Below are 22,044 nucleotides of genomic sequence, written 5' to 3'. Positions count from 1 at the left end.
CGCCGGAGCCCACGGGCTCCGGTACCTTGAAGGAAGCACAGCATGCGCTACTCGAACTTCACCCAACGCATCGCCGGCGACGGCGCCGCTGCCTGGGACATCCACTACCGCGCCCTGGCGCGCATGGAGCAGGGCGACGACATCCTGCTGCTGTCGGTGGGCGACCCGGACTTCGACACCCCGGTGCCCATCGTGCAGTCGGCCATCGACAGCCTGCTGGCCGGCAACACCCACTACGCCGACGTGCGCGGCAAGCGCTCGCTGCGCGAAGCCATCGCCCGCCGCCACAGCCAGCGCAGCGGCCAGGCCGTCACCAGTGATGACGTGGTCGTGCTGGCCGGCGCCCAGTGCGCGCTGTATGCCGTGGCGCAGTGCGTGCTCAATCCGGGCGACGAGGTGATCGTCGCCGAGCCGATGTACGTCACCTACGAAGCGGTGTTCGGTGCCTGCGGCGCCAAGGTCATCCCGGTGTCGGTGCGCTCCGAGCACGGCTTCCGCGTGCAGGCCGAGGACGTCGCCGCACTGGTCACCCCGCGCACCCGCGCGCTGGCGATCAACAGCCCGCACAACCCGTCCGGTGCCAGCCTGCCGCGCGCCACCTGGGAAGCGCTGGCCGAGCTGTGCATCAGCAACGACCTGTGGATGATTTCCGACGAGGTCTACAGCGAGCTGCTGTTCGACGGCGAGCACATCAGCCCCGCCAGCCTGCCGGGCATGGCCGGGCGCACCGCGACCCTCAACAGCCTGTCGAAATCCCACGCCATGACCGGCTGGCGCGTGGGCTGGGTGGTCGGCCCGCAGGAGCTCTGCGCGCACCTGGAAAACCTCGCCCTGTGCATGCTCTATGGCTCGCCGGACTTCATCCAGGACGCCGCCTGCACTGCGCTGGAAGCCAAACTGCCGGAACTGGAAGCCATGCGCGAGGCCTACCGCCAGCGCCGCGACCTGGTGCTCGACTGCCTCGCCGACTGCGTCGGCGTGCGCGCCCTGCGCCCGGACGGCGGCATGTTCGTGATGGTGGATATTCGCGCCACCGGGCTCTCCGCCCAGGACTTCTCCGACCTGCTGCTGGACCGCCACGGCGTCTCCGTGCTGGCCGGCGAAGCCTTCGGCCCCAGTGCCGCCGGGCACATCCGCCTCGGCCTGGTGCTCGGCGCCGAACCGCTGCGCGAAGCCTGCCGCCGCATTGCCCTGTGCGCCGCCGAACTGCTGAAGGAAAAACGCTATGCGTGAGCGTACACAGCTCTACATCGACGGCGCCTGGGTGGCACCGCAGGGGCAGGGCTTGGCCGAGGTGCAGAACCCGGCCACCGAGGAATCCGTCGGCCGCGTGCCGCTGGGTGGCGAAGGCGACGTGAACCGCGCGGTGGACGCCGCGCGCCGGGCCTTCCCGGCTTGGTCGCAGACCCCGTCCCTGGTGCGCGCCGGCTATATCCGCGCGCTCGCCGAGCAACTGAAGAACCGCGCCGACGAAATGGCCGCGCTGATCACCGCCGAGCTGGGCATGCCCATCCAGTGGTGCCGAATGGTGCAGGTCGACGGGCCCATCGAGGGTCTGGAAAGCTACGCCGCGATGGCCGCGCACATGGACGAAGTGCGCGAGGTCGGCAACTCGCTGGTGGTGAAGGAAGCGGTGGGCGTCTGCGCCTTCATCAACCCCTGGAACTACCCGCTGCACCAGCTGATCGGCAAGCTCGCCCCGGCGCTCGCCGCCGGCTGCACCGTGGTGGTCAAGCCGAGTCAGGACACTCCGCTGCACGCCTTCCTGCTGGCCGACATGATCCACGCCATCGGCCTGCCGGCCGGCGTGTTCAACCTGGTCAGCGGCCCCGGCTCCAAGGTCGGCGAAGCCCTGGCGCGGCACCCGGACGTGGACATGGTGTCCTTCACCGGCTCCACAGGTGCGGGCGTCAAGGTCTCCGAAGCCGCGGCGCCGACGGTCAAGCGCGTGTGCCTGGAGCTGGGCGGCAAGTCGCCCTTCCTGATCACCGCCGATGCTGACCTGGCCACTGCCGTGCGCCACGGCGTGCAGGACGTGATGATCAACTCCGGGCAGACCTGCACCGCGCTGACGCGCATGCTGCTGCCGGCCCATCGCTATGCCGAAGCTGTGGAAATCGCCCGCGCCGAAACCCTCGCGCTGAAGATGGGCGATCCGCTGGATGCCGACAGCTTCCTCGGCCCGATGTGCTCGGGCGGCCAGCGTCGCACCGTGCTCGATTACATCCGCGTCGGCCAGGAAGAGGGCGCGCAGCTGGTCTGTGGCGGCGCCGAGCGTCCGGCTCATCTGGAGCGCGGGCACTATGTGCAGCCGACGATCTTCGCTGGGGTGAACAACCAGATGCGCATCGCCCGCGAAGAAATCTTCGGCCCGGTGCTGTGCCTGATTCCCTACGCCGACGAGGCCGAGGCGATCGCCATCGCCAACGATTCGCCGTTCGGCCTGTCCAGCGCCGTGTGGGCGGGCGACCGCGAAGATGGCCTGCGACTCGCCCGGCAGATGCGCGCCGGCCAATGCTTCGTCAACGGCGGTGCCTTCAACTACCGGGCGCCGTTCGGTGGCTACAAGCAGTCCGGCAACGGCCGCGAATGGGGTGAACAGGGCCTGCACGAGTTCGTCGAGCTCAAGGCCATCCAGCTTTAAACAGACCCCCTCTCCCTCCGGAAGAGGGCTGGGGTGAGGGCTGTGCCGCTCACCGACTTGTCAGGAATCCACATGAACGTACTGATCGTCCACGCCCACAACGAACCGCAATCCTTCAGCACCGCGCTGTACCAGCTCGCCGAGGAAACCCTGCGCGGCCAGGGCCACGAGGTGCAGGTCTCCGACCTGTACGCGATGAACTGGAACCCGGTGGCCAGCGCCGCCGACTTCGGCGCCCGCGCCAACCCCGAATATCTGGTCTATGCGCTGGAGCAGCGTGAAGGCGCCAAGGCCAGGACCATCGCCGCTGACATCCAGGCCGAGCTGGACAAGCTGCTCTGGGCCGATCTGGTGATCTTCAACTTCCCGATCTACTGGTTCTCCGCGCCGGCCATCCTCAAGGGCTGGTTCGACCGCGTGCTGGTCTCGGGTATCTGCTACGGCGGCAAGCGCTTCTACGACCAGGGCGGCCTGGCCGGCAAGAAGGCGCTGGTGAGCGTGACCCTCGGCGGGCGCGACCATATGTTCGGCGACGGCGCCATCCACGGCCCGCTGGAAGACATGCTGCGGCCGATCCTGCGTGGCACCTTGGCCTACACCGGCATGAGCGTGCTGCCACCCTTCGTGGCCTGGCATGTGCCCTACATCAGCAACGAGGCGCGCCAGGAGTTCCTGCGCCAGTACCAGGATCGCCTGCAGAACCTGGAGAGCGACCAGCCGCTGGAGTTCGTGCGCCTGGAGCAGTTCGACGAGCGCCTGTACCCGCTGCCGCGCTGATCGGCTCTTCTGTAGAAGCGAGGGGGCGCCTAGCCCTCACCCTAACCCTCTCCCAGGGGGAGAGGGGACTGATAGGCGAAGGATGATGCAGTGGTGTCAGCCGGCACGAACTGCCCCCTCTCCTAGGGGAGAGGGCTGGGGTGAGGGGACAGCCCTCGCGCCGAATGTCACCCGGCAGAAACGAAAAAGGGCGGTCATCCGAAGATGACCGCCCCTGGAGAAAGAGTCAGTCGCTGCAGCCAGGTATGCGCGGGGGAGAGGGCCGTCGATTGGTGTATCGGCGGCCGTACGATGAGCCTGGTGTGCCCAACGTTGCTGCAGCGACTTGTCCGGCACTATACGTGGTAACAATCGGCAAAAAACGACCCTATACTGCGATTCAGTTTTGCGTCGCGGACAACAATGGTTGTCGTCTCCTACAGGCGCCTACGACAAGATCAACAGGCAGGGGGAAGCATGGACGTACTTCACGCGATGCGGGCATTCGTCCGGGTGGTGGATGCCGGCAGTTTCACCGCCGCCGCCAACGCCCTGGGGTTATCCACAGCCCAGGTCTCGCGCGTGGTCTCCGACCTCGAAGCCCAGCTGGAAGCGCGCCTGCTGCACCGCACGACAAGACGCCTGGCGCTGACCGAAACCGGTGAGCGCTACCTGCTGCGCTGCCGGGAAATCCTCGCCGATGTCGATGAAGCCCAGGCCGAAGCCAGTGGCGCGCATCTGAACCCGCGCGGTCGCCTGCGTGTGCACTCGCTCACCGGGCTGGGCCAGCAGCACCTGATCCCGCTGATCTCGCGCTACTGCGAGTCCTTCCCCGAGGTCTACATCGAGCTGACCCTGGCCCAGCGCCAACCGGACATCCTCGAGGAAGGCCAGGACGTGGTGATCACCCGCGACCGCGAGCTGCCCGACTCCGAGTTCGTCGCCCAGACCCTGGGCACCATCTACAGCGTGCTCTGCGCCAGCCCCGAGTACCTCAAGCGGCGGGGCACCCCGACCAGCGTCGCCGACCTGCACCAGCACCAGTGCCTGCGCCTGCAGGACCCGACCTTCCCCGAAGGCTGGGCCTTCGAGGAAGGCAACGAGGAAAGTGTGATCCGCCCGCGCGACACCTTCATGGTCAACGTCGCCGAGGCGCTGACCGGCGCCGCCGCCGCCGGCATGGGCATCTGCCTGCTGCCCAGTTACGTCGCCGCACCCGCGCTGCGCCGCCGTTCGCTGGTGCGCGTGCTGCCCCGGCACAGCCTGCACGTGCGGCAGATATATGCGTTGTACCCGTCGCGGCGCTTCCTCGACGCGAAGATCCGCACCTGGGTGGAATTCCTCAAGGCGGAGCTGCCACGGGTATTCGAGGAAGACGAAGCAGTGCTCAACGATCCCGTCAACTGGGCATAAGGCAAAGCGCTAGCGTGGCGGATCGTCGCAGCCGCTCTATATCGGTGTTCTCGGACGATCGGCGCGGATTGTTGCTTTTTAGGCAATGCTTTGTTGGTTAGCTAGCTATTTTTCGAGGGACTGTTGCGCCGTAACCTTTCATCAACCCCGACCAATCGGGTGTTCAGAAAGGATCACCGTCATGTCCCGTTCGCTTTATGTTGCTGCCCTGCTGTCCGTCTGCTCGCTGTCCTTCACTCAGCTGAGCTTCGCCGAAGAATCGCGCCTGATGACCGACAAGATGGTCAAGGCCAACGAAGCAGTGATTGCCCAGCAGCAGGCCCAGTCCGCCGAGCAGACCGCCAAGGCCGCCGCTGGCAGCAACGCCGATTCCTGATCGGCCGCTTCCCCCGGGAGGCTCGGTGCGTGAGCCGGGCTTCTCAACACCTTGCGCCGCATAAGACATGCGGCGTTTTTTTTGCCTGCGTTTTCACAGCGGCCAGCTGACTGTTACAGATTCTGAAACAGTCTTTCGCGGCCAGTGACCTGTATTCCTGTCTATTTGGTCAATATACTTGACCCAACAGCGCGGCTTTCCAGCCCCGCCGTTACCGGCCTCACCGCCGGCAAGCTTCCCGACGTCGATTCTTGATTGCTCCAGATCGATGTCCGTCTCAAGGCCGCTCACGTCAGCGGCCTTTTTTTTGTCTGGCGCAATGCCTTGGCAAGGCTGCCGTACTTCTGTTGGAATTCGCGCGGATCGACAAGGACGCCGCCCGATGAATCACAACCCCTTCTCCACGCCACACGCTGAACTCACTTCACCGCAGCTCACGCTGGCCCACGCTAGCCACCAGACTTACCTGTTCATCGCTGCACAGATCGTCGCGACCATCTGCTTGCTCGGCGTCAATCTGGGCCTGCAATGGTTCACCGCTGGCGACGGCTTCCACGAACGGATGACGCGCTACCTTCCGGTAATGATCTCCACCCTGCTTGGCGGAATGCTCGCCTACGTCGCCGGCGTGCTTTTGCTGGTGCAGCAGCAGCGTGAACGTCATGCCATTGGGCGTTTCCGCCCGCTGCCCGGATTGCTGCTGGCGTACGGATTTGCCTACCTGGTGTGCAGCCTGGCGATGACCAGCGGGATAGGTTTTGTTGGCCAGGTCTTCTACGAATGGGTTCGGGAGCAGGGCAACCGGCAGTTGTGGATCGTGCTTTATGCACAGCTTGCCGCGTTGGCGAGCCTGTTGCTGACCTGTGTGTTGCCGCTATGGCTGATACTGCGGCTGGCACGTGGTCGTGCGCTGCCGCTCGCCCCGGGTGCCGGCACAGCGGTTGCCCGCTGGCAGGTGGCTCTGGGCATGGCGCTGTGCGTCGCCGCGGTGGTCTACCGGCTGTCTTCCTCGCTGGCTGCGAGCATGATGACGACCTACAGCGACGGCAACGCCTGGCAGCCACTGTTCCAGCTGATCAATTGCGCAGTGCCCTTTGCCATCGTCATGGTGGCGGTGCACACGCGTCTGCCGCCGCAGTTGTCACGCTTCGGCACTGGTCGGGTGCTGATCGCGTCGCTGGTCTTGCTGCTGCTCTGGCTCGGGCTCCTGGTGCTGTGTGCGCTGGTGCTGGTTTTTGTGCTCGCCGACGCGCTGGACAGCCGATATCTGCCGTTAGCGCCGATGGGTTTTGCTGCGCTGCTGCTGTCGTTGTTGTGGCCATTGAGCCGGCTGTGCGTGCGATGGTTTTTCGCCGACGAGCTGGCTCAATCCTCGCCCAAATAATCCCCGCGGCTCAGCCCGTGGCGCTGCATCTTCTCGTTGAGGGTGCGGCGCGGCAGGCCGAGCAGCTCCATCACCGCCTTGATGTCGCCCTTGCACTGGCCCAGCGCCTGGCGGATGCACTGCGCCTCGTAGGCTTCCATGCGTTCGAACAGGCCATTGCCGGCGGGCTCGATCGGCAGCTCGGCGCGGTCCAGGCCGAGCACGTGGCGCTCGGCGGCGTTAGCCAGTTCGCGTACGTTGCCCGGCCAGTCGTGGGCGAGCAGGCGCGCCAGTTCGCTGGCGGAGAGCGGCGCGGCTTCGCGGCCGAATTTCTCGCTGGCCAGCAGCGCGTAGTGCTCGAACAGCAGCGGGATGTCCTCGCGGCGTTCGCGCAGCGGCGGCAGGCGCAGCTCGGCGACGTTCAGGCGGTACACCAGGTCCTCGCGGAAGCGCCCGGCGCGGGCTTCCTCGAGCAGGTCAGGCTTGGTCGCGGCGATCACCCGCAGGTCCACCTTGATGCTCTGGTTCGAGCCCAGGCGCTCCAGTTGCTGTTCCTGCAGCACGCGCAGCAGCTTCACCTGCTGGGCCAGCGGCATGCTCTCGATCTCGTCGAGGAACAGGCTGCCGCCGTTGGAGTGCTCCAGCTTGCCGATGCGTTTTCCCTGGGCGCCAGTGAAGGCGCCGCTTTCGTGGCCGAACAGTTCGGTCTCGAACAACTGCTCGGGAATCGCCGCGCAGTTCAGCGCGACGAAGGGCTTGCCGGCGCGTGGGCCGAAGTCGTGCAGGCAGCGCGCGACCAGTTCCTTGCCGCTGCCGGTGTCGCCGCGGATCAGCACATTCACCGGCGTACCGGCCAGCGCCATGATCTGTCGGCGCAGGGTTTCCATGGGCCGCGAGACGCCGAGCAGGCGCGATTCGATCTGGTCCTTGAGCGCCGCCTGTTCGCGCAGCTGGCGGTTCTCCTGCACCAGCCGGCGTTTCTCAAGGGCGCGGCGCAGGCTGTCGAGCAGGCGTTCGGGGGTGAAGGGCTTCTCGATGAAGTCGTAGGCGCCCTGACGCATCGCCTGCACCGCCATGGGCACGTCGCCGTGGCCGGTGACCATGATCACCGGCAGGTCGCGGTCGATCTGCTGCAGGCGCTCGAGCAGGGCCAGGCCGTCGGTACCGGGCATGCGCACATCGCTGATGACCACGCCGGGCAGCTCGCGGGAGACGCTTTTCAGGCACTCGTCGGCGCTGCTGCACAGGCGCACTTCGAAGCCGGAAAGTTGCAGCCACTGCTGCACGGCGTCGCGGATGGCGGCTTCGTCGTCGACGAAGAGGATGGTCTCGCTCATGGTCTTCTTTCTTCGCTGGCGGCCGGCAGGCTCAGGCGGAACAGCGCGCCGCCGGTGGGCTGGTTGGCGGCGTCGAGGCGCCCGCCAAGTTCGTGGACGATGCCATAGGATACCGCCAGCCCCAGGCCCAGTCCTTCGCCCACCGGCTTGGTGGTGAAGAAGGGGTCGAAGACGCTGGCCAGATGGGCTTCGTCGATGCCGGGACCGTTGTCGGCGACTTCCAGGCACCAGTGCTCGCCGTCGCGGCGCAGGGTCAGGCGGATCTGCGGCGGGGCGGTATTGGCCACCGCATCGAGGGCGTTGCGGATCAGGTTGACCAGCACCTGCTCCAGGCGGATCGCATCGCCCAGCACCCAGGCGGGCAGGTCGAGGTCCTGGCTGATCTCCACGCCTTCGCTGCGGATGCGCACGGCCAGCAGCTGCAAGGCCTGCTCGATCACGTGGCCCAGTTCGATGCGCTCGCGCAGGCCGCCGGGCGTCTTGCGGGCGAAGGTCTTCAGGTGGCCGGTGAGTGCGGCCATGCGTTCGAGCAGCTCATCGACCCGCACCAGCGCGGCGCGGGCGTCGTCCTGGCGGCCGGCGTCGAGCAGCAGGCGCACGCTGGCCAGCTGCATGCGCTGGGCGGTGAGCGGCTGGTTGATCTCGTGGGCCAGCGCGGCGGACATCTGCCCCAGCGCGGCCAGCTTGGCGGCCTGCACCAGGCCGTCCTGGGCGGTGCGCAGGGCGGCGGTGCGCTGCTCGACCAGGCGCTCCAGCTCTTCCTGGTTGCGCTGGCGCAGGCGCGCCAGGCGGCGGCGCTGTTGCAGCCAGAGCACGAGGAACACCAGCGCCAGCCAGACGCCGGCGGCGGCCAGCCGCGCGCTGGTGACGTCGGACTGCACGCCATGGGGATTGCGCAGCAGGTGCAGGGTCCACTCGTCTTCCGGCAGGCCGACCGATTGCCAGAGGTAGTCGCCGCTGATGTCCTGGCCGTCGACACGGACCATGCGCGCGTGCTCGCCGAGGGTTTCCAGCGTCCGGTGCGGCAGCGCGCTGAGCGGCTGCTTGTGATACTGGCGGGTGTCGGCCATCTCGGCGCGGGCCACGGCGTCCAGCGGCATCAGCTCGCGGTAGCGCCAGCGCGGGTGGTTGGCGAGGAACACCACGCCCTTGCTGTCGCTCACCAGCACCACGTCCGGGGTCTGGCTCCACTGCCGCTCCAGGTCGGGGAATTCCAGCTTGACCACGATGGCGCCGAGGAAGGTGCCGTCGTCGTCGCGCAGCGCGTTGGACAGGAAGTAGCCGGGAATTCCGCTGGTCACGCCGACCGCATAGAAGCGCCCCGCGCCCTGGGCGATGGTCTGGCGGAAGTAGGGGCGGAAGCCGTAGTTGTGGCCGACGTAGCTGACCGGCAGGTTCCAGTTGCTTGCAGCCACGGCAAGGCCGGTGTGGTCCAGCAGCTCCAAAGTGGAGGAGCGCGCCGCGCCGTTGATTTCCTGCAGCTTGAGGTTGAGCCGGTGCTGCAGCTCGCCGGTCACCGGGCCGCGCATGGCCGCGCGCAGCTCCGGGTCCAGCGCGAGCACGGCGGGAATGCTGCGGAAGCGCTCGATCAGGGTGTGCAGGGAGTTGGCATAGAGACCGAGCTGTTCATGGGCCGCTTCCGCCTCGGCGAGCAGCGCGCGGTGCCGCGCCTTCTCGCCGGCCCAGAACACCGACAACACCAGCCCGGCCAGCAGGAGCAGGCAGATCAGCAGCAGGCGAAGGGGGCGGGTAGGCGACATGTTCGACGGGGTTCGACCAACGGTTGGCGACAATAGCACGGCCGCGAGCTGGTCCGGCGCCCCGCCGCCTCGCTACACTGCCGCATCCCGATGGAGAGCTTCGATGCAGTTGTCGTCCTGGACCCACGAAGGGTCCGCCGGTTTCACCCTGCGCGGCTGGCGCAGCGAGCCCAGTGGCAAGCCGCTGCTGCACTTCCTGCATGGCAATGGCTTCTGCGGCCGTGCCTACGAGCCGATGCTGAAAATCCTGGCGCAGGATTTCGACCTCTGGCTGTGCGACGTGCAGGGCCATGGCGACAGTGACCACGGCGGACGCTTCCACGGCTGGAACCGCAATGCCGAGATGGCGGTGGAAGCCTTCCAGGCCGGCAGCAAAGTATTCGGTGACGTGCCGCATTACGCCGCCGGGCACAGCTTTGGCGGCGTGCTCACCAGCCTGATCCTCGGCCGTCATCCCGAGCTGTTCCGCCGTGCGGTGCTGCTCGACCCGGTGCTGTTCACCCCGGCGATGATCGGCGTGATGGCGCTCTCCGAAGTGCTCGGCCTGCACAAGCGCCGCACCATGGTGCAGAAGGCGCGCTCGCGGCGCAGCCAGTGGCCGGACCGCGAGGCGGCCTACGCCGGCCTGCACGGCCGCGGCATCTTCAAGGGCTGGACCGACGAAGCGCTCTGGGCCTATGTGGAGAACGCCATGAAGCGCACCGAGGCGGGCGTTGAGCTGAAATGCCGGCCCAGCCGCGAGGCGGAAATCTTCAGCTCCTTCCCCAAGCGCCTGTGGCCATCGCTGACCAAGGTGGTGACGCCGACCCAGGTGCTGTTCGGCGAGCGCACATACCCGTTCGTGCCCAAGTCCGTGGCGCGTTGGTGCGCGACAAACACGGTGGTGAGTGGCCAGTGTGTCGATGGCGGCCACTGCTTCATGCAGGAATTCCCCGAAGACAGCGCCGCGCGCGTGTCGCGCTTCCTGCTGGGCCACGAATGAACGATCCGGCCCGCGAGTCCGTCTGGCTGGCGCTGTCCGAGCTGTGGCTGGATACCGAGCCGAGCGAGACGGACATCAACTACATTGCCCGCACCCTGGCGGTCAGCGATTTTCCCCTGGGCGAGCTGGAAGCCATCTATCGCCTGGAGGTGGTCCCGGTGGTCTACCCCAACGCCCTGGCGACCGCGGGCGAGTGGACCGGCTTCGATCCCGACTGGCTGTTCGAGAAATGCCGGCGCAATCAGCAACGCCGCGCGTTCTTCCTCTATCGCTGGCGTTGCCGACTGTTGAGCAGGACGGTGGGTGCGCTGATGAACGCGCCACTGCAGCAGGTGCTGGCGCGAGTCGTCGAATTGCGTGAGCTGACAGAAGACAAAACGAGCTGAAGTCGCTCAGTCGCCGACCTTCTTGTCCTGGTGCGCGCGGCGCCATTCGTCCAGGCGCACGACTTCGGCCCTGGGGCGCGGCGGCGGCGGGGTGTCGTCGAACACGGCGTCGACGATATCCTCATCGACCGGCGCGGCGGCGGGGTGGAAGGTGGCGACCGGCGATACCGGCATGCGCGGTTCGGGTTCCATGCGGAAGGGCGCCAGCTCGATGCGGCCCAGGTGCTGGCCGAACATGGCGATGCGACCGGCGTAGCGTTCCTGCCCGGTGGCGGTGAACTCGAAGGCGTATTCGCGGGCCAGGCGCAGGTTGCCGCGGCCGTCGCGCTGGAAGCGGAAGCGCTGCAGGGCCATGGCGTCATCGAGCAGCTCCACGCCCTCGCGCGCGCAGTGCTGCTTGGCCAGCGCCAGCGCACGCTCGCGGATGCCATGGGCACGCCACCACCAGGCGGCGCCCGCGACAACCAGCATGAAGATGAAAAGATTGCCCAGGTCCACTTCGGCTTCCTCGGAATCGGCGCACCAGCTTACTCACTCCGCCGTCGGGCGGCGAGGGGCGGATGTTCACAGCGTGTGAATTGCGCCCCATACTGCCCCATTCTGTAACAGGACACCGTTATGCCGCGCACTCCCCACGTTCTCGCCATCCAGTCCCACGTCGTCTTCGGCCACGCCGGCAACAGCGCTGCCGAGTTTCCCATGCGCCGCGTCGGGGTGAACGTCTGGCCGCTGAACACCGTGCAGTTCTCCAACCATACCCAGTATGGCCACTGGACGGGGCAGGTGCTGCCGCCGGAGCAGATTCCCGCGCTGGTGGATGGCATCGCCGCCATCGGCGAGCTGGGCAACTGCGACGCGGTGCTCTCGGGCTACCTGGGCAGCGCGGCGCAGGGCCGTTCGATCCTCGAAGTGGTGCGCCGCATCCGCGAGGTCAACCCGCGCGCCGTGTACCTGTGCGACCCGGTGATGGGCCACCCGGAAAAGGGTTGCATCGTCGCCCCGGAGGTCAGCGAGTTCCTGCTCCACGAAGCCGCCGCCGTGGCCGACTACCTGTGCCCGAACCAACTGGAACTCGACAGCTTCTGCGACCGCCAGCCGACCTCCCTGGAAGACTGCGCGGCGATGGCCCGCGGCCTGCTGGTGCGCGGCCCGAAGGCGATCCTGGTGAAGCACCTGAATTACCCGGGCAAGCCGGCGGACGCTTTCGAGATGCTGCTGGTGACCCTCGACGAGACCTGGCACCTGCGCCGCCCGCTGCTGGCCTTCCCGCGCCAACCGGTGGGCGTGGGCGACCTGACCTCCGGGTTGTTCCTCGCCCGCCTGCTGCTGGGCGATGACCTGCGCACTGCCTTCGAATTCTGCGCCGCCGCCGTGCATGAAGTGCTGCTGGAAACCCAGGCCTGCGGCAGCTACGAACTGGAACTGGTGCGTGCCCAGGACCGCATTGCCCATCCGCGGGTGAAGTTCGAGGCGGTGAAGCTGGGGTGATCTGAGCCGCGCATCGATATTCCCCTGCAGGAGCGGACCGCGCCCGCGATTGCGCGCATGGCGCGCTCCTGCAGACGGCTCAGTGTCAGAGCATGTACTTGCCTAGCAGCAACCCGCCCACCACCATCGCCGTGAGCAGGCCGAACGCCAGCCCGAGGCGTTTCTCGATGGCTTCGCGCAGCGCAGGTCCTGCCCAGAACAGCAGGGCGCAGGTGGCGGCGAAGCGCAGGGTGCGCGCCACCACGCTGAGGGCGATGAACAGCACCAGATCCAGTTGGGTGACGCCGCTGGTCAGGGTGATCAGCTTGTAGGGCAGCGGGGTGAAGCCGCCGCCCAGCAGCACCATCAGCCAGCCGAGTTCGTTGTAGCGCTCGGCGACCTCGGCGAAGTTCTCCTGCAGGCCGTAGAAGGCCAGGATCGCCTGGCCCACCGTCTCGAACAGCAGCAGGCCGATGAAGTAGCCGGCGATGCCGCCCAGCACCGAGCTGACGATGCAGATCGCCGCATAGCGCCAGGCCTTGGCCCGGTTGGCGAGGACCATGGGCACCAGCAGCGCGTCCGGCGGGATGGGGAAGAACGAACTCTCGGCGAAGGTCACCCCGCCCAGCGCCAGCTCCGCCCGCGGATGCCCCGCCAGGCGCATGGTCCAGTCGTAGAGCCGGCGCAGCATGGCGTCAGGCCGACTGCGGCAGGTGGTCGTCGCTGGCCGCCGGCGTGGCGCCCTCGCGTTCGACCCGCTCGACCATCCCACGGGCAATTTCGCGCTCGCCCATGATCACCAGGCTGGCGCCGTTCTGCTCCAGGTAGTCCACCTCGGCGTCGAAGTGGGCGCGGGCGATGATGTCCAGGTTCGGGTTGATCGCCCGCGCGTGGCTGGAAATCGTCCCGGCCTCGAAGCCGTTGGGGATGGCGATCAGCAGCCAGCGCGCCGAGGTGATGTTGGCCTGGGTCAGGACATCCGGGTTGGCGGCGTTGCCGACCACCACGCAGAGGCCGTGCTCGCGCAGTTCGGCGGCCTTCTCGCGCTTGTCCTCGATGACCACCAGCGGAATCCTGTCCTTGCGCAGGCGCTCGCTGACCAGCGCGCCGACGCGGCCGTGGCCGATGAGGATCGCATGGTTCTGCTCCAGCACCGGCGGCGGCAGGTCCGGCGCCTCTACCTGGACCACACCCGGCTCGGCTTCGGCCTTCTGCTCCTGCCGCGCCTGCAGACGGTCGATGGCGATGAACAGCAGCGGGTTGACCAGGATCGACAGGATCGCGCCGGCCAGCACCAGGTCGCGGCCGGCTTCGGGCAGCAGGTTCAGGGTCACGCCGAGGCCGACCAGGATGAAGGAGAACTCGCCGATCTGCGCCAGGCTCGCGGCGATGGTCAGCGCGGTGCTGTTGGGGTGCCCGAACATGCGCACGATGACGTAGGCCGCCACCGACTTGCCGAAGACGATGACCAGGAAGGTCGCCAGCACCGGCAGCGGCTCGTGGATCAGGATCGCCGGGTTGAACAGCATGCCGACGGAGACGAAGAACAGCACGGCGAAGGCGTCGCGCAGCGGCAGCGAGTTCTCGGCGGCCTCGTGGCTGAGCTCGGACTCGTTGAGGATCATCCCGGCGAAGAAGGCGCCCAGGGCGAAGGACACGCCGAAGATCACCGCCGAGCCGTAGGCGATGCCCAGGGCGATGGCCAGCACGGCCAGGGTGAACAGTTCGCGCGAGCCGGTCTTGGCCACGCGCTCCAGCACCCAGGGTACGAAGCGGCGACCGCCAAGGATCATCACCGCGACAAAAGCGGCGACCTTGCCCAGGGTCAGCAGGATCGGCATCAGCAGGCCGCCGTCACCGCCGTCTGAGGTGCCGCCCAGCGAGCCGGCCAGCGCCGGCAGCAGCACGAGTGTGAGGACCATGGCGAGGTCTTCGACGATCAGCCAACCGATGGCGATGCGCCCGCGCTTGGTGTCGATCAGCTGGCGCTGCTCCAGCGCCCGCAGCAGCACGACGGTACTGGCCACCGACAGGGCGAGGCCGAAGACCAGGCCGCCGCCGAAGTTCCAGCCCATCATCCAGGCCAGACCCAGGCCGAGCAGGGTGGCGACGCCGATCTGCACCACCGCACCGGGGATGGCGATGGCTTTGACCGACAGCAGGTCTTTCAGCGAGAAGTGCAGGCCGACGCCGAACATCAGCAGGATCACGCCCAGTTCGGCGATCTCCGTGGACAGCGCCTGGTCGGCGACATAACCGGGGGTGAAGGGGCCGGCCAGCACCCCGGCGAGCAGGTAGCCCACCAGCGGCGAGATGCGCAGGCGGTTGGCCAGGGCGCCGAGGACGAAGGCCAGCACGAAGCCGACGGCGAGGGTGGTCAGTAGCGGGGTGTGATGCATGGTCTGGGCTCCGGGCACTCAGGGAGCGACCGGACTGCGCATCAGCACCGGGTCGCTCGACGGTGGGTCACGGGGGCAAACCCGCGTATGAAAAGTCTAGGCGTAGTAATCGATTCCTACCTTGCTTTCACGCAAGGGTAACCTGTTGACGCATTGGGAAATTTCCGCGACACGAGGGATTTCTTTTCAGGAAATGTCGTGAACGTCCGTCATTCGTGGCGAAGCTCGGCGTAGCGCTGTTCCAGCTCCTGGCGAATCTGCCGACGCTGCTGGGCCTGGGCGAAACGACGTTTCTCGTCCTTGGTCTGCGGCACCAGTTGCGGCACCTCGATGGTCTTGCGGTCATCGTCCAGCGCCACCATGGTGAAGAAGCAGCTGTTGGTGTGGCGCACGGATTTCTCGCGGATGTTCTCGGTGACCACTTTCACGCCGATCTCCATGGAGGTGCGGCCGGTGTAGTTCACCGAGGCGAGGAAGGTGACCAGTTCGCCGACGTGGATCGGCTGGCGGAAGATCACCTGGTCCACCGACAGGGTCACCACGTAATAGCCGGCGTAGCGGCTGGCGCAGGCGTAGGCGACTTCGTCGAGGTACTTGAGCAGGGTGCCTCCGTGGACATTGCCGGAGAAGTTGGCCATGTCGGGGGTCATCAGGACGGTCATGCTGAGCTGGTGGTTGCCAGGTTCCATGGAATTCTCTTCGGAATTGTCTTGGGAAAAGGAAAGGGCCTAACTCTGGACAACCAAAGCGCGGCAGGCGACACAGTTTTTTCTATACCGCCGATTGGCGTCCGGCACCAGTGGGCCATTTACCAATGGCATGTCTGTCGTTCGATCAACGCCCCAAACGAAAACGGGCGACCCCTGGCCGCCCGTCCGTCTATCTGCCGGCTCAGCGCCCGGCGGAGAGGCCGAAGTCGATGGCCAGGTCCGCGCCGGTGATGGCTTCGGATTCCGGTTTGCACAGGTACCAGACCAGCTCGGCGACTTCCTCGGGGCGGATGAAGCGCGACGCCTTGCCCTGTGGGTAATCCTTCAGCAAGGCGCGCTTGTAGCTGTCCGGGTTGCCCTGGCCATAGCGCTCGGCCTGGTAGTCGAGCATCGGCGTGGCGATGTCCGCCGGGGAGATGGCGTTGACCCGCACGCCGGACTCGGCCAGTTCCAGCGCCAGGGTACGGGTGAGCATGGTCAGCGCCGCCTTGCTCGCGCAGTACGCCGCGGAGCCGCGATAGGCCTGGCGGCCGGAGTCGCTGGAGATGTTGACGATGCAGCCGTGGTTTTCCTTGAGATACGGCGTCGCCGCCTGGCACATGTAGAAGGCGGCCTTGAGGTTCACGCCCATGACCAGGTCGAAGTCGTCCTCGTTGAAGTCTTCCACCGGGCCTTCGCGCCAGACGCCGGCGGCGTTCACCAGGGCGTCGAGGCGGCCGGTGCGGGCGAGGATGTCGGAAACCAGGCTGTGGCAGTTGTCGGCGCGTCGCAGGTCGCCGACGGCGGTGGCGTCCAGTGGAACCTGGGCGTTGAGCGCATGCAGGCCGGCTTTGTCCACGTCGGTTGCGGCGATGCGCCAGTGGCTTTGGGCGAAACGTTTGGCGATGGCTTTTCCGAGGCCACCGGCAGCGCCGGTGATCAGTACGACAGGAGTGCTCATTGTCTACGGGTTCTCCCTGCCTGAGAGAGGACGGCGGCCGGCAGGCAGTACCGGCGGCGCCGCTTTGACCACAGGGCGCATCTGCGCCCCGTGCAATTACAGACCAAGAAAAGACCAGATTCTTCAGTCTGACAGGGTAAATTTTTCGTAAGGCTGTCGTGTGTCAGTGGGGGTGCTGCGAAGCGTGGGCCTGGCGGCGGATAACGCTTCGCGTTATTCGCCGTATTGCCGCACGAATCAGGCGTGATGCAGGTACCAGCGCCAGTCCTGCTCGCCGACCTCGCCCATGAACTGGCGGTACTCCTCCCACTTGATCGCCAGGAACACCTTGAGGAATTCCTCGCCCAGCGCCTCGCGGGCCCAGGTGGAGGCTTCCAGTGCGCGCAGCGCGGTGAGCCAGTCGGTGGGGAGGAACTCGGTGGCCTGCTCGTAGCCGTTGCCGACGATGGGCGCGCCCGGATCGATCTGCTCGCGGATGCCTTCGTGGATGGCCGCGAGGATCGCCGCTGCCGCCAGGTACGGGTTGGCGTCGGCGCCGCAGATGCGGTGCTCGATGTGCCGGCTTTTCGCCGGACCGCCAGGTACGCGGAACGACACGGTGCGGTTGTTCACGCCCCAGCTCTTGGCCAGCGGCGCGTAGCTGTTGGCCTGGAAGCGGCGGAAGGAGTTGGCGTTGGGGCAGAAGATTGCCAGCGAATCCAGCAGGCGGGCCATCATGCCGCCGATGGAGTGGCGCAGCAGTTCGGTGCCGTGAATGTCTTCGCTGGCATAGAGGTTGTTGCCCTGCTCGTCGGCGAGGCTGACGTGCAGGTGCATGCCGGAGCCGGCGCGGTCGCCGAACGGCTTGGCCATGAAGCAGGCCTGCAACCCGTGCTTGTTCGCCACGCCCTTCACCAGGCGTTTGTAGCGCACGCCTTCGTCGATGGCCTGCATGACGTCGAAGCGGTGCTCCAGGGTCAGCTCGACCTGGCCCGGCGCGTACTCGGAGATTGCCGTGCGCACCGGCAGGCCCTGGACTTCGCAGGCAGCATAAAGATCGTCGAGGAATGGCTGCAGCTGTTCCAGTTCATAGACGCCATAGACCTGCGGCGCTTCCGGGCGGATTCCGTTCATCTGCACCGCCGGCTGCGGACGGCCATGGGCGTCGCGCTGCTTGTCCAGCAGGTAGAACTCCAGCTCCACCGCCATCACCGGGTGCAAGCCGTCGGCCTTCAGCCGGTCGACCACGCGGGACAGCGCCTGGCGCGGGTCGGCCGGGGTGGCGGGCAGGCCCTGGGTCGGGTGCATGCTCACCTGCAACTGGCCGGTGGGGCTGGTGCGCCAGGGTTGCAGGGTCAGGCTGCCGGGCAGGGGGTAGGTCCAGCAGTCGGCGTCGGCCACTTCCCAGACCAGTCCGGTGCCTTCGACGTCTTCGCCCTGCACGGTCAGCGCGAGGATCGAGCTGGGCAGCGGACGGCCGTTGTCGTAGATCGCCAGCAGCTCGTCGCGGTGCAGCAGCTTGCCGCGCGGGATGCCGTTGGAGTCGATGATGAAGAGTTCGATGCTGCGCACGTCCGGGTGGGCGGCGAGGAAGGCTTCGGCTTCCTGTCGATCGGCGAATTGCATGGTGGTCCTCGGTGGCGCTCGGCGCCGGATTGTTCTTTTGGCAGGAGCGAACCACGTCCGCTCCTGCAGGTGGCAGGCGATCAGCCCTCGCGCGCGCCGGGGATCGCCAGCAGCTCGGTGATGCCGGCATCGAGGGTCTCGATCAGGCGATCCACGTCGGCGGCGGTGGTGTCCGGGCAGCACAGGGTCATGTTGTGGAACGGCGTGATCAGGATGCCGCGGTTGATCAGGTACAGGTGCAGGGCCATCTGCAGCTCGTCGTGGAAGGCCGCTTCGGCCTCGGCGCCGGTGCGCGGGGAGACGGGGCAGAACTGGAACTCGCTGCGTGCGCCCAGCTCGGTCACCGACCACTTCAGGCCGTGCTTGGCGATCAGCCGGCGGAAGCCATCGGCCAGGCGCTTGGCCAGCGGCAGCATGTGGTCATAGGCCGCCTGGGTCATCACCTGTTCCAGGTTGGCGCGCATGCAGTGCATGGCCAGGGCATTGGCCGAGAGCGTGGTGCCCATGCCGCTGTGGCCGTGGCCATGGCTGTCTTCCTGGGCACTCTTGCGCGACGCGGCCATGCGTTCGGCCATCTCCGCGCTGCAGCCGAAGATGCCGCAGGGGACGCCGCCGGCGATCGGCTTGCCGACCACGAAGAAGTCCGGGTCGAGGTTCCACAGCTTCGTGCAGCCACCGATGTTGGTGGAGATGGTGTGGGTTTCGTCGATGATCAGCAGCGCGCCGTACTGGCGGGTCAGCTCGCGGCACTTCTGCATGAAGCCCGGGTCGGGCAGGACCATGCCGATGTTGGTCATCGCCGGCTCGCACAGCAGGGCGCAGACGTCACCCTGGGCCAGCGCGGCTTCCAGCGCCTCGACGTCGTTGAAGGGGATGGAGCGGCTGTGCTGGGTCAGGTCGTAGGCCTGGCCGACCAGGCCGGAGCGGTGCACGGTCTCGCCGTCGCGGTAGCGCACCATCACGTCGTCGACGGTGCCGTGGTAGCAGCCATCGAACACCAGCAGGGTCTTGCGCTTGGTCACCGCGCGGGCCCAGCGCAGCACATAGCGGTTGGAGTCGGTGGCGGTGGCGGTCACCTGCCAGTAGGGCAGGCCGAAGCGCGCGGCGAGCAGTTCGCCGCAGACCACGGCGTCCTCGCCGGGCAGCATGGTGGTCAGGCCGCGTGCGCCTTGTTCGGCGAGCGCGCGGGCGATCGGCGCCGGCGAATGGCCGAACATGCTGCCGGTGTCGCCCAGGCAGAAGTCCACGTAGTCATGGCCGTCCACGTCATAGAAGCGAGCGCCCTGGGCGCGTTCGACGAACAGCGGGCAGGGCGTGGACCAGTCGGCCATCCAGTGCATCGGCACACCGGCGTACAGCGACTTGTGCGCACGCTCGGCAAGGGCGACGGACTTGGGATTCTGTTCCAGGAAGCGCTGGCGCTCGCGGGCGGTGAAGAGATCCACGGCCTGTTGGGCGATTCCGCTGGCGGTCATGTTGCACACCTCGTTTGTTATTTCGCACATATTCCATTTGTGATCACAAAAATGTCAATACAGCGCGTCGGCTGCCTGATAATCTGCCCTGTAACGAATTCTGTGATCACAGACCAAGAAGATGCCCATGAAAGATGTCACGAATGAGTCCGCCTGGGCTGGCCAGGTCGCCCTGATCAGCGGTGCCGGCAGCGAGTCCGGCATCGGCTTCGCCAGTGCCCGCCGGCTGGCGCGCAACGGCGTGAAGCTGCTGCTCACCGCCAGCAGCGAGCGCGTTCTGCTGCGTGCGCAGGAGCTTTGCGCCGAGGGCTTCGAAGCCCGCGCGCTGCCCGCCGACCTGACCCGCGAAGGCGACGTCCGCGCCCTGGCCGAGTGGGCGCAGGGGCAATGGGGAAGCGTAGACGTGCTGGTGAACAACGCCGGCATGGCCATGCAGGGCAGCCCGGAGCCCTTCGCCGAACTGGCGGCGATGGACCTGGCGACCTGGAACCTGTCGCTGGCGCGCAACCTGACCAGCGCCTTCCTGCTCACCCGCGCGCTGCTGCCGGGGATGCTGGAGCGCGGCTACGGGCGCATCGTCAATGTCAGCTCCACCACCGGCGTGCGTGCCAGCAATCCGGGCGAATCGGCCTACAGCGCGGCCAAGGCCGGGATGCTCGGCATGAGCATGGGGCTGGCGCTGGAAGTGGCGCGTCGCGGGGTGACGGTGAACAGCGTGGCGCCGGGCTGGATCGCCACCGGCTCCAGCAGCGAGGAAGAAATCCAGGCCGGACGGCGCACGCCGCTCGGCCGTTCCGGGCGACCGGAAGAGGTGGCGGCCGCCATCGCCTTCCTGGCCTCGCCCGAAGCCAGCTACATCACCGGCGAAGTGCTGGTGGTGGATGGCGGCAACTGTCTGATCGAGAACAAGGGATAAGCGAGATGAAGCACGACTGCAGCCTGACCTTCGCCCAACTGCCGGCGCCGCCGGCCGGCCGGGAGTGAATCACGATGGCCGACAACCTTCAGGAACAGCTGTACCAGAACCTGCGCCAGGCCTTGCTGAGCGGGCGCTTCCAACCCGGCGAGCGGCTCAAGATCCGCGACCTGGCCGATGAGTGGGGCACCAGCCCGATGCCGGTGCGCGCGGCCCTGCAACGGCTGGTGGCCGAGGGCGCGCTGGAGGGCGAGCCGCAGCGCTCGCTACGGGTGCCGGTGATGACCCGCGAGCGCTACCTGCAGATCCTGCAGGTGCGGCAATCCCTGGAGGGGCTGGCGGTGGAAGACGCGGCCAGGCACCTGAAGCCCGCCGACATGGCGGTACTGCGCGATTGCACCGAGCGCATGGAAATCGCGCTGAACGCCCGCGACGTCCACGGCTACCTGGAGGCCAACAGCCGGTTCCACCTGACGCTCTACCGTGCCTGCGGCAATCCCACGCTGCTGCGCATGATCGAGGCGCTGTGGCTGCAGGTCGGGCCCTTCTTCAACCGGTTGTTCACCGAGGCCGACCTGTCGCTGCGCCTGAACGACTTCCACGAAGACACCCTGCAGGCGCTGGAGCGTGGCGATGGCGCAGGCGCGCGCAAAGCCATCGAACAGGACCTGGGCTACTGCGGCCAGTACCTGCTCAACCTGCTTGAGCTGGAAAGCGGGGGAAGGCTCGGGGCGCGCTAGGGCGCCCTTCACGGGGTCTTGATGAAGCGGACGTTGTCCTTCTTGATCAGGATCGTCTCGCCGTTGAGCTGTTCGAATTCGTAGTAGTCATTGTATTTGTCGTAGTCGGAGTGATCCTTCACCAGGATTTCGCTGCCATCCTGCAGCGTCACCACGGCCTTGTCGGCGCATCCGGCGAGGCCGAGCAGCAACAGGCAGGTGAACAAGGCTTTCAACTTCATAGTTTCTCCACGGGGCATCGTACCCGCCCGGGCAGCAAGGGCTGGAGGTACGCTGGGTTGCCTGTGTGACCATGGAAGTTTCAGGAAATTCCGACACCGGGCTTCAAGTATCGAGCCATACGTCGCGTGCCCAGGTCCAGACGGAGTCCCAGGTTTCCTCGGTGAGCTCGCCGTCGGCCCAGAGGATCACCTCGCCGTCCTCGGCGACCGCGTAGTAGTCGTCACCATCGGCGCAGAGCGGAATCAGCTCGCGCGGCAGGCCGCTGGCCCAGGCTACGGCGGCCACTTCCGGCAGGTAGGTGTGGGACTGCGGATCGGCCACGGTGACCGGCTCCAGGCGCCCGTAGATCACATCGCTGACCAGCAGGAGGAACTCACGGAATTCCGACGGAATGCCGATCAGCAGGGCTTCTTCGATCTCCACGAGCAGTTCTTCGTCGGGCAGTTCCAGCGGTACCGGAACCGGCTCGTTCGCTTCACGCAGTTTCTCGATCACATCTTCCACAGGCGGGGCCTCTTTGAATTCGACGAATGGCGCGCTTTATACAGTAGTA

22 protein-coding genes are annotated in these 22,044 nt (G+C 66.9%); 11 read left to right on the top strand and 11 right to left on the bottom strand.

Translation table 11 applies throughout. From position 1 onward, the window contains the following. The first annotated feature begins 42 nt into the window (after positions 1 to 42). The 6 genes from IB261_RS30055 (at position 43) to IB261_RS30030 (ending at position 6,573) form a co-directional block, all read left to right on the top strand. A complete protein-coding gene (locus IB261_RS30055) occupies positions 43 to 1,233 on the top strand; it encodes a pyridoxal phosphate-dependent aminotransferase (protein WP_081519057.1) in 1,191 nt (396 codons plus the stop codon). Then, positions 1,226 to 2,644, top strand: a complete 1,419-nt coding sequence (locus IB261_RS30050; protein ID WP_192383528.1) for an aldehyde dehydrogenase family protein — start codon at positions 1,226 to 1,228, stop codon at positions 2,642 to 2,644. The genes IB261_RS30055 and IB261_RS30050 overlap by 8 nt, the downstream gene beginning before the upstream one ends. 72 nt (positions 2,645 to 2,716) lie before the next feature. Further along, positions 2,717 to 3,421, top strand: a complete 705-nt coding sequence (locus IB261_RS30045) for an NAD(P)H-dependent oxidoreductase (protein WP_192383529.1) — start codon at positions 2,717 to 2,719, stop codon at positions 3,419 to 3,421. Between the two features lie 456 nt (positions 3,422 to 3,877). Next, positions 3,878 to 4,813 (top strand): LysR family transcriptional regulator, encoded by a 936-nt coding sequence (locus IB261_RS30040; protein WP_192383530.1) that lies wholly within the window; start codon positions 3,878 to 3,880, stop codon positions 4,811 to 4,813. Between the two features lie 181 nt (positions 4,814 to 4,994). Further along, the gene (locus tag IB261_RS30035) at positions 4,995 to 5,189 is read left to right on the top strand and encodes a hypothetical protein (RefSeq protein WP_045213909.1); all 195 of its coding nucleotides are present in this window, start codon (positions 4,995 to 4,997) and stop codon (positions 5,187 to 5,189) included. Positions 5,190 to 5,571: 382 nt separating this feature from the next. Beyond that, on the top strand, positions 5,572 to 6,573 hold the full coding sequence (locus IB261_RS30030; RefSeq protein WP_081519061.1) for a hypothetical protein: 1,002 nt from the start codon (positions 5,572 to 5,574) through the stop codon (positions 6,571 to 6,573). Here IB261_RS30030 and mifR read toward each other — a convergent pair. Continuing rightward, positions 6,555 to 7,889, bottom strand: a complete 1,335-nt coding sequence (mifR, locus tag IB261_RS30025; RefSeq protein WP_151188792.1) for a two-component system response regulator MifR — start codon at positions 7,887 to 7,889, stop codon at positions 6,555 to 6,557. The genes IB261_RS30030 and mifR overlap by 19 nt on opposite strands. Further along, positions 7,886 to 9,649 carry a sensor histidine kinase gene (gene mifS, locus IB261_RS30020; RefSeq protein ID WP_081519063.1) on the bottom strand — a complete coding sequence of 588 codons (1,764 nt, stop codon included), beginning with the start codon at positions 9,647 to 9,649 and terminating at the stop codon, positions 7,886 to 7,888. The genes mifR and mifS overlap by 4 nt, the downstream gene beginning before the upstream one ends. Before the next feature lie 103 nt (positions 9,650 to 9,752). On the opposite strand from mifS, the gene IB261_RS30015 reads away from it, so the two are divergent. Further along, positions 9,753 to 10,631, top strand: a complete 879-nt coding sequence (locus IB261_RS30015) for an alpha/beta fold hydrolase (RefSeq protein ID WP_192225691.1) — start codon at positions 9,753 to 9,755, stop codon at positions 10,629 to 10,631. After that, positions 10,628 to 11,017: a DUF7079 family protein gene (locus IB261_RS30010; RefSeq protein WP_081519065.1), complete on the top strand. Its 390-nt coding sequence runs from the start codon at positions 10,628 to 10,630 to the stop codon at positions 11,015 to 11,017. Before IB261_RS30015 ends, IB261_RS30010 begins: the two co-directional genes overlap by 4 nt. 6 nt (positions 11,018 to 11,023) lie before the next feature. Here the strand turns inward: IB261_RS30010 and IB261_RS30005 are convergent, their stop codons facing one another. After that, complete coding sequence (locus IB261_RS30005) at positions 11,024 to 11,515, bottom strand: DUF3301 domain-containing protein (protein ID WP_081519066.1); 492 nt, start codon at positions 11,513 to 11,515, stop codon at positions 11,024 to 11,026. 120 nt (positions 11,516 to 11,635) lie between these two features. Here IB261_RS30005 and pdxY point away from each other — a divergent pair, with 120 nt between their 5' ends. Further along, complete coding sequence (gene pdxY / locus IB261_RS30000) at positions 11,636 to 12,505, top strand: pyridoxal kinase PdxY (RefSeq protein WP_081519067.1); 870 nt, start codon at positions 11,636 to 11,638, stop codon at positions 12,503 to 12,505. An 85-nt stretch (positions 12,506 to 12,590) separates the two neighbouring features. Here pdxY and IB261_RS29995 read toward each other — a convergent pair whose 3' ends face one another. The 6 genes from IB261_RS29995 to IB261_RS29970 form a co-directional block, all read right to left on the bottom strand. Beyond that, positions 12,591 to 13,175, bottom strand: a complete 585-nt coding sequence (locus IB261_RS29995; protein ID WP_024766834.1) for a YqaA family protein — start codon at positions 13,173 to 13,175, stop codon at positions 12,591 to 12,593. Between the two features lie 4 nt (positions 13,176 to 13,179). Next, complete coding sequence (gene ybaL / locus IB261_RS29990) at positions 13,180 to 14,883, bottom strand: YbaL family putative K(+) efflux transporter (protein WP_081519068.1); 1,704 nt, start codon at positions 14,881 to 14,883, stop codon at positions 13,180 to 13,182. Positions 14,884 to 15,092: 209 nt separating this feature from the next. Continuing rightward, positions 15,093 to 15,572 carry an acyl-CoA thioesterase gene (locus IB261_RS29985; protein WP_081519069.1) on the bottom strand — a complete coding sequence of 160 codons (480 nt, stop codon included), beginning with the start codon at positions 15,570 to 15,572 and terminating at the stop codon, positions 15,093 to 15,095. 202 nt (positions 15,573 to 15,774) lie between these two features. After that, positions 15,775 to 16,533 (bottom strand): SDR family NAD(P)-dependent oxidoreductase, encoded by a 759-nt coding sequence (locus IB261_RS29980; RefSeq protein ID WP_045213936.1) that lies wholly within the window; start codon positions 16,531 to 16,533, stop codon positions 15,775 to 15,777. Between the two features lie 237 nt (positions 16,534 to 16,770). Beyond that, positions 16,771 to 18,138 (bottom strand): glutamine synthetase family protein, encoded by a 1,368-nt coding sequence (locus tag IB261_RS29975; protein ID WP_081519070.1) that lies wholly within the window; start codon positions 18,136 to 18,138, stop codon positions 16,771 to 16,773. Between the two features lie 80 nt (positions 18,139 to 18,218). Beyond that, a complete protein-coding gene (locus tag IB261_RS29970; protein ID WP_151188788.1) occupies positions 18,219 to 19,613 on the bottom strand; it encodes an aspartate aminotransferase family protein in 1,395 nt (464 codons plus the stop codon). A 127-nt stretch (positions 19,614 to 19,740) separates the two neighbouring features. Here IB261_RS29970 and IB261_RS29965 point away from each other — a divergent pair, with 127 nt between their 5' ends. Both IB261_RS29965 and IB261_RS29960 read left to right on the top strand, forming a co-directional pair. Beyond that, positions 19,741 to 20,529, top strand: coding sequence for an SDR family NAD(P)-dependent oxidoreductase (locus tag IB261_RS29965; protein ID WP_081519072.1), 789 nt, complete (start codon positions 19,741 to 19,743; stop codon positions 20,527 to 20,529). Positions 20,530 to 20,603: 74 nt separating this feature from the next. Next, positions 20,604 to 21,269, top strand: coding sequence for a GntR family transcriptional regulator (locus tag IB261_RS29960; protein WP_081519073.1), 666 nt, complete (start codon positions 20,604 to 20,606; stop codon positions 21,267 to 21,269). An 8-nt stretch (positions 21,270 to 21,277) separates the two neighbouring features. Here IB261_RS29960 and IB261_RS29955 read toward each other — a convergent pair whose 3' ends face one another. Together IB261_RS29955 and IB261_RS29950 are read right to left on the bottom strand one after the other, a co-directional pair. Further along, a complete protein-coding gene (locus IB261_RS29955) occupies positions 21,278 to 21,490 on the bottom strand; it encodes a YgdI/YgdR family lipoprotein (protein ID WP_017521498.1) in 213 nt (70 codons plus the stop codon). 103 nt (positions 21,491 to 21,593) lie between these two features. Next, positions 21,594 to 21,995, bottom strand: a complete 402-nt coding sequence (locus IB261_RS29950; protein WP_081519074.1) for an SMI1/KNR4 family protein — start codon at positions 21,993 to 21,995, stop codon at positions 21,594 to 21,596. Positions 21,996 to 22,044: the final 49 nt, after the last annotated feature.

Origin of the sequence: Pseudomonas sp. PDM20 (assembly GCF_014852575.3) — a bacterium.
GTDB lineage: Bacteria > Pseudomonadota > Gammaproteobacteria > Pseudomonadales > Pseudomonadaceae > Pseudomonas.
The sequence above is the reverse complement of the archived record's forward strand: the minus strand, read 5'-3'. Positions and strand labels throughout refer to the sequence as shown.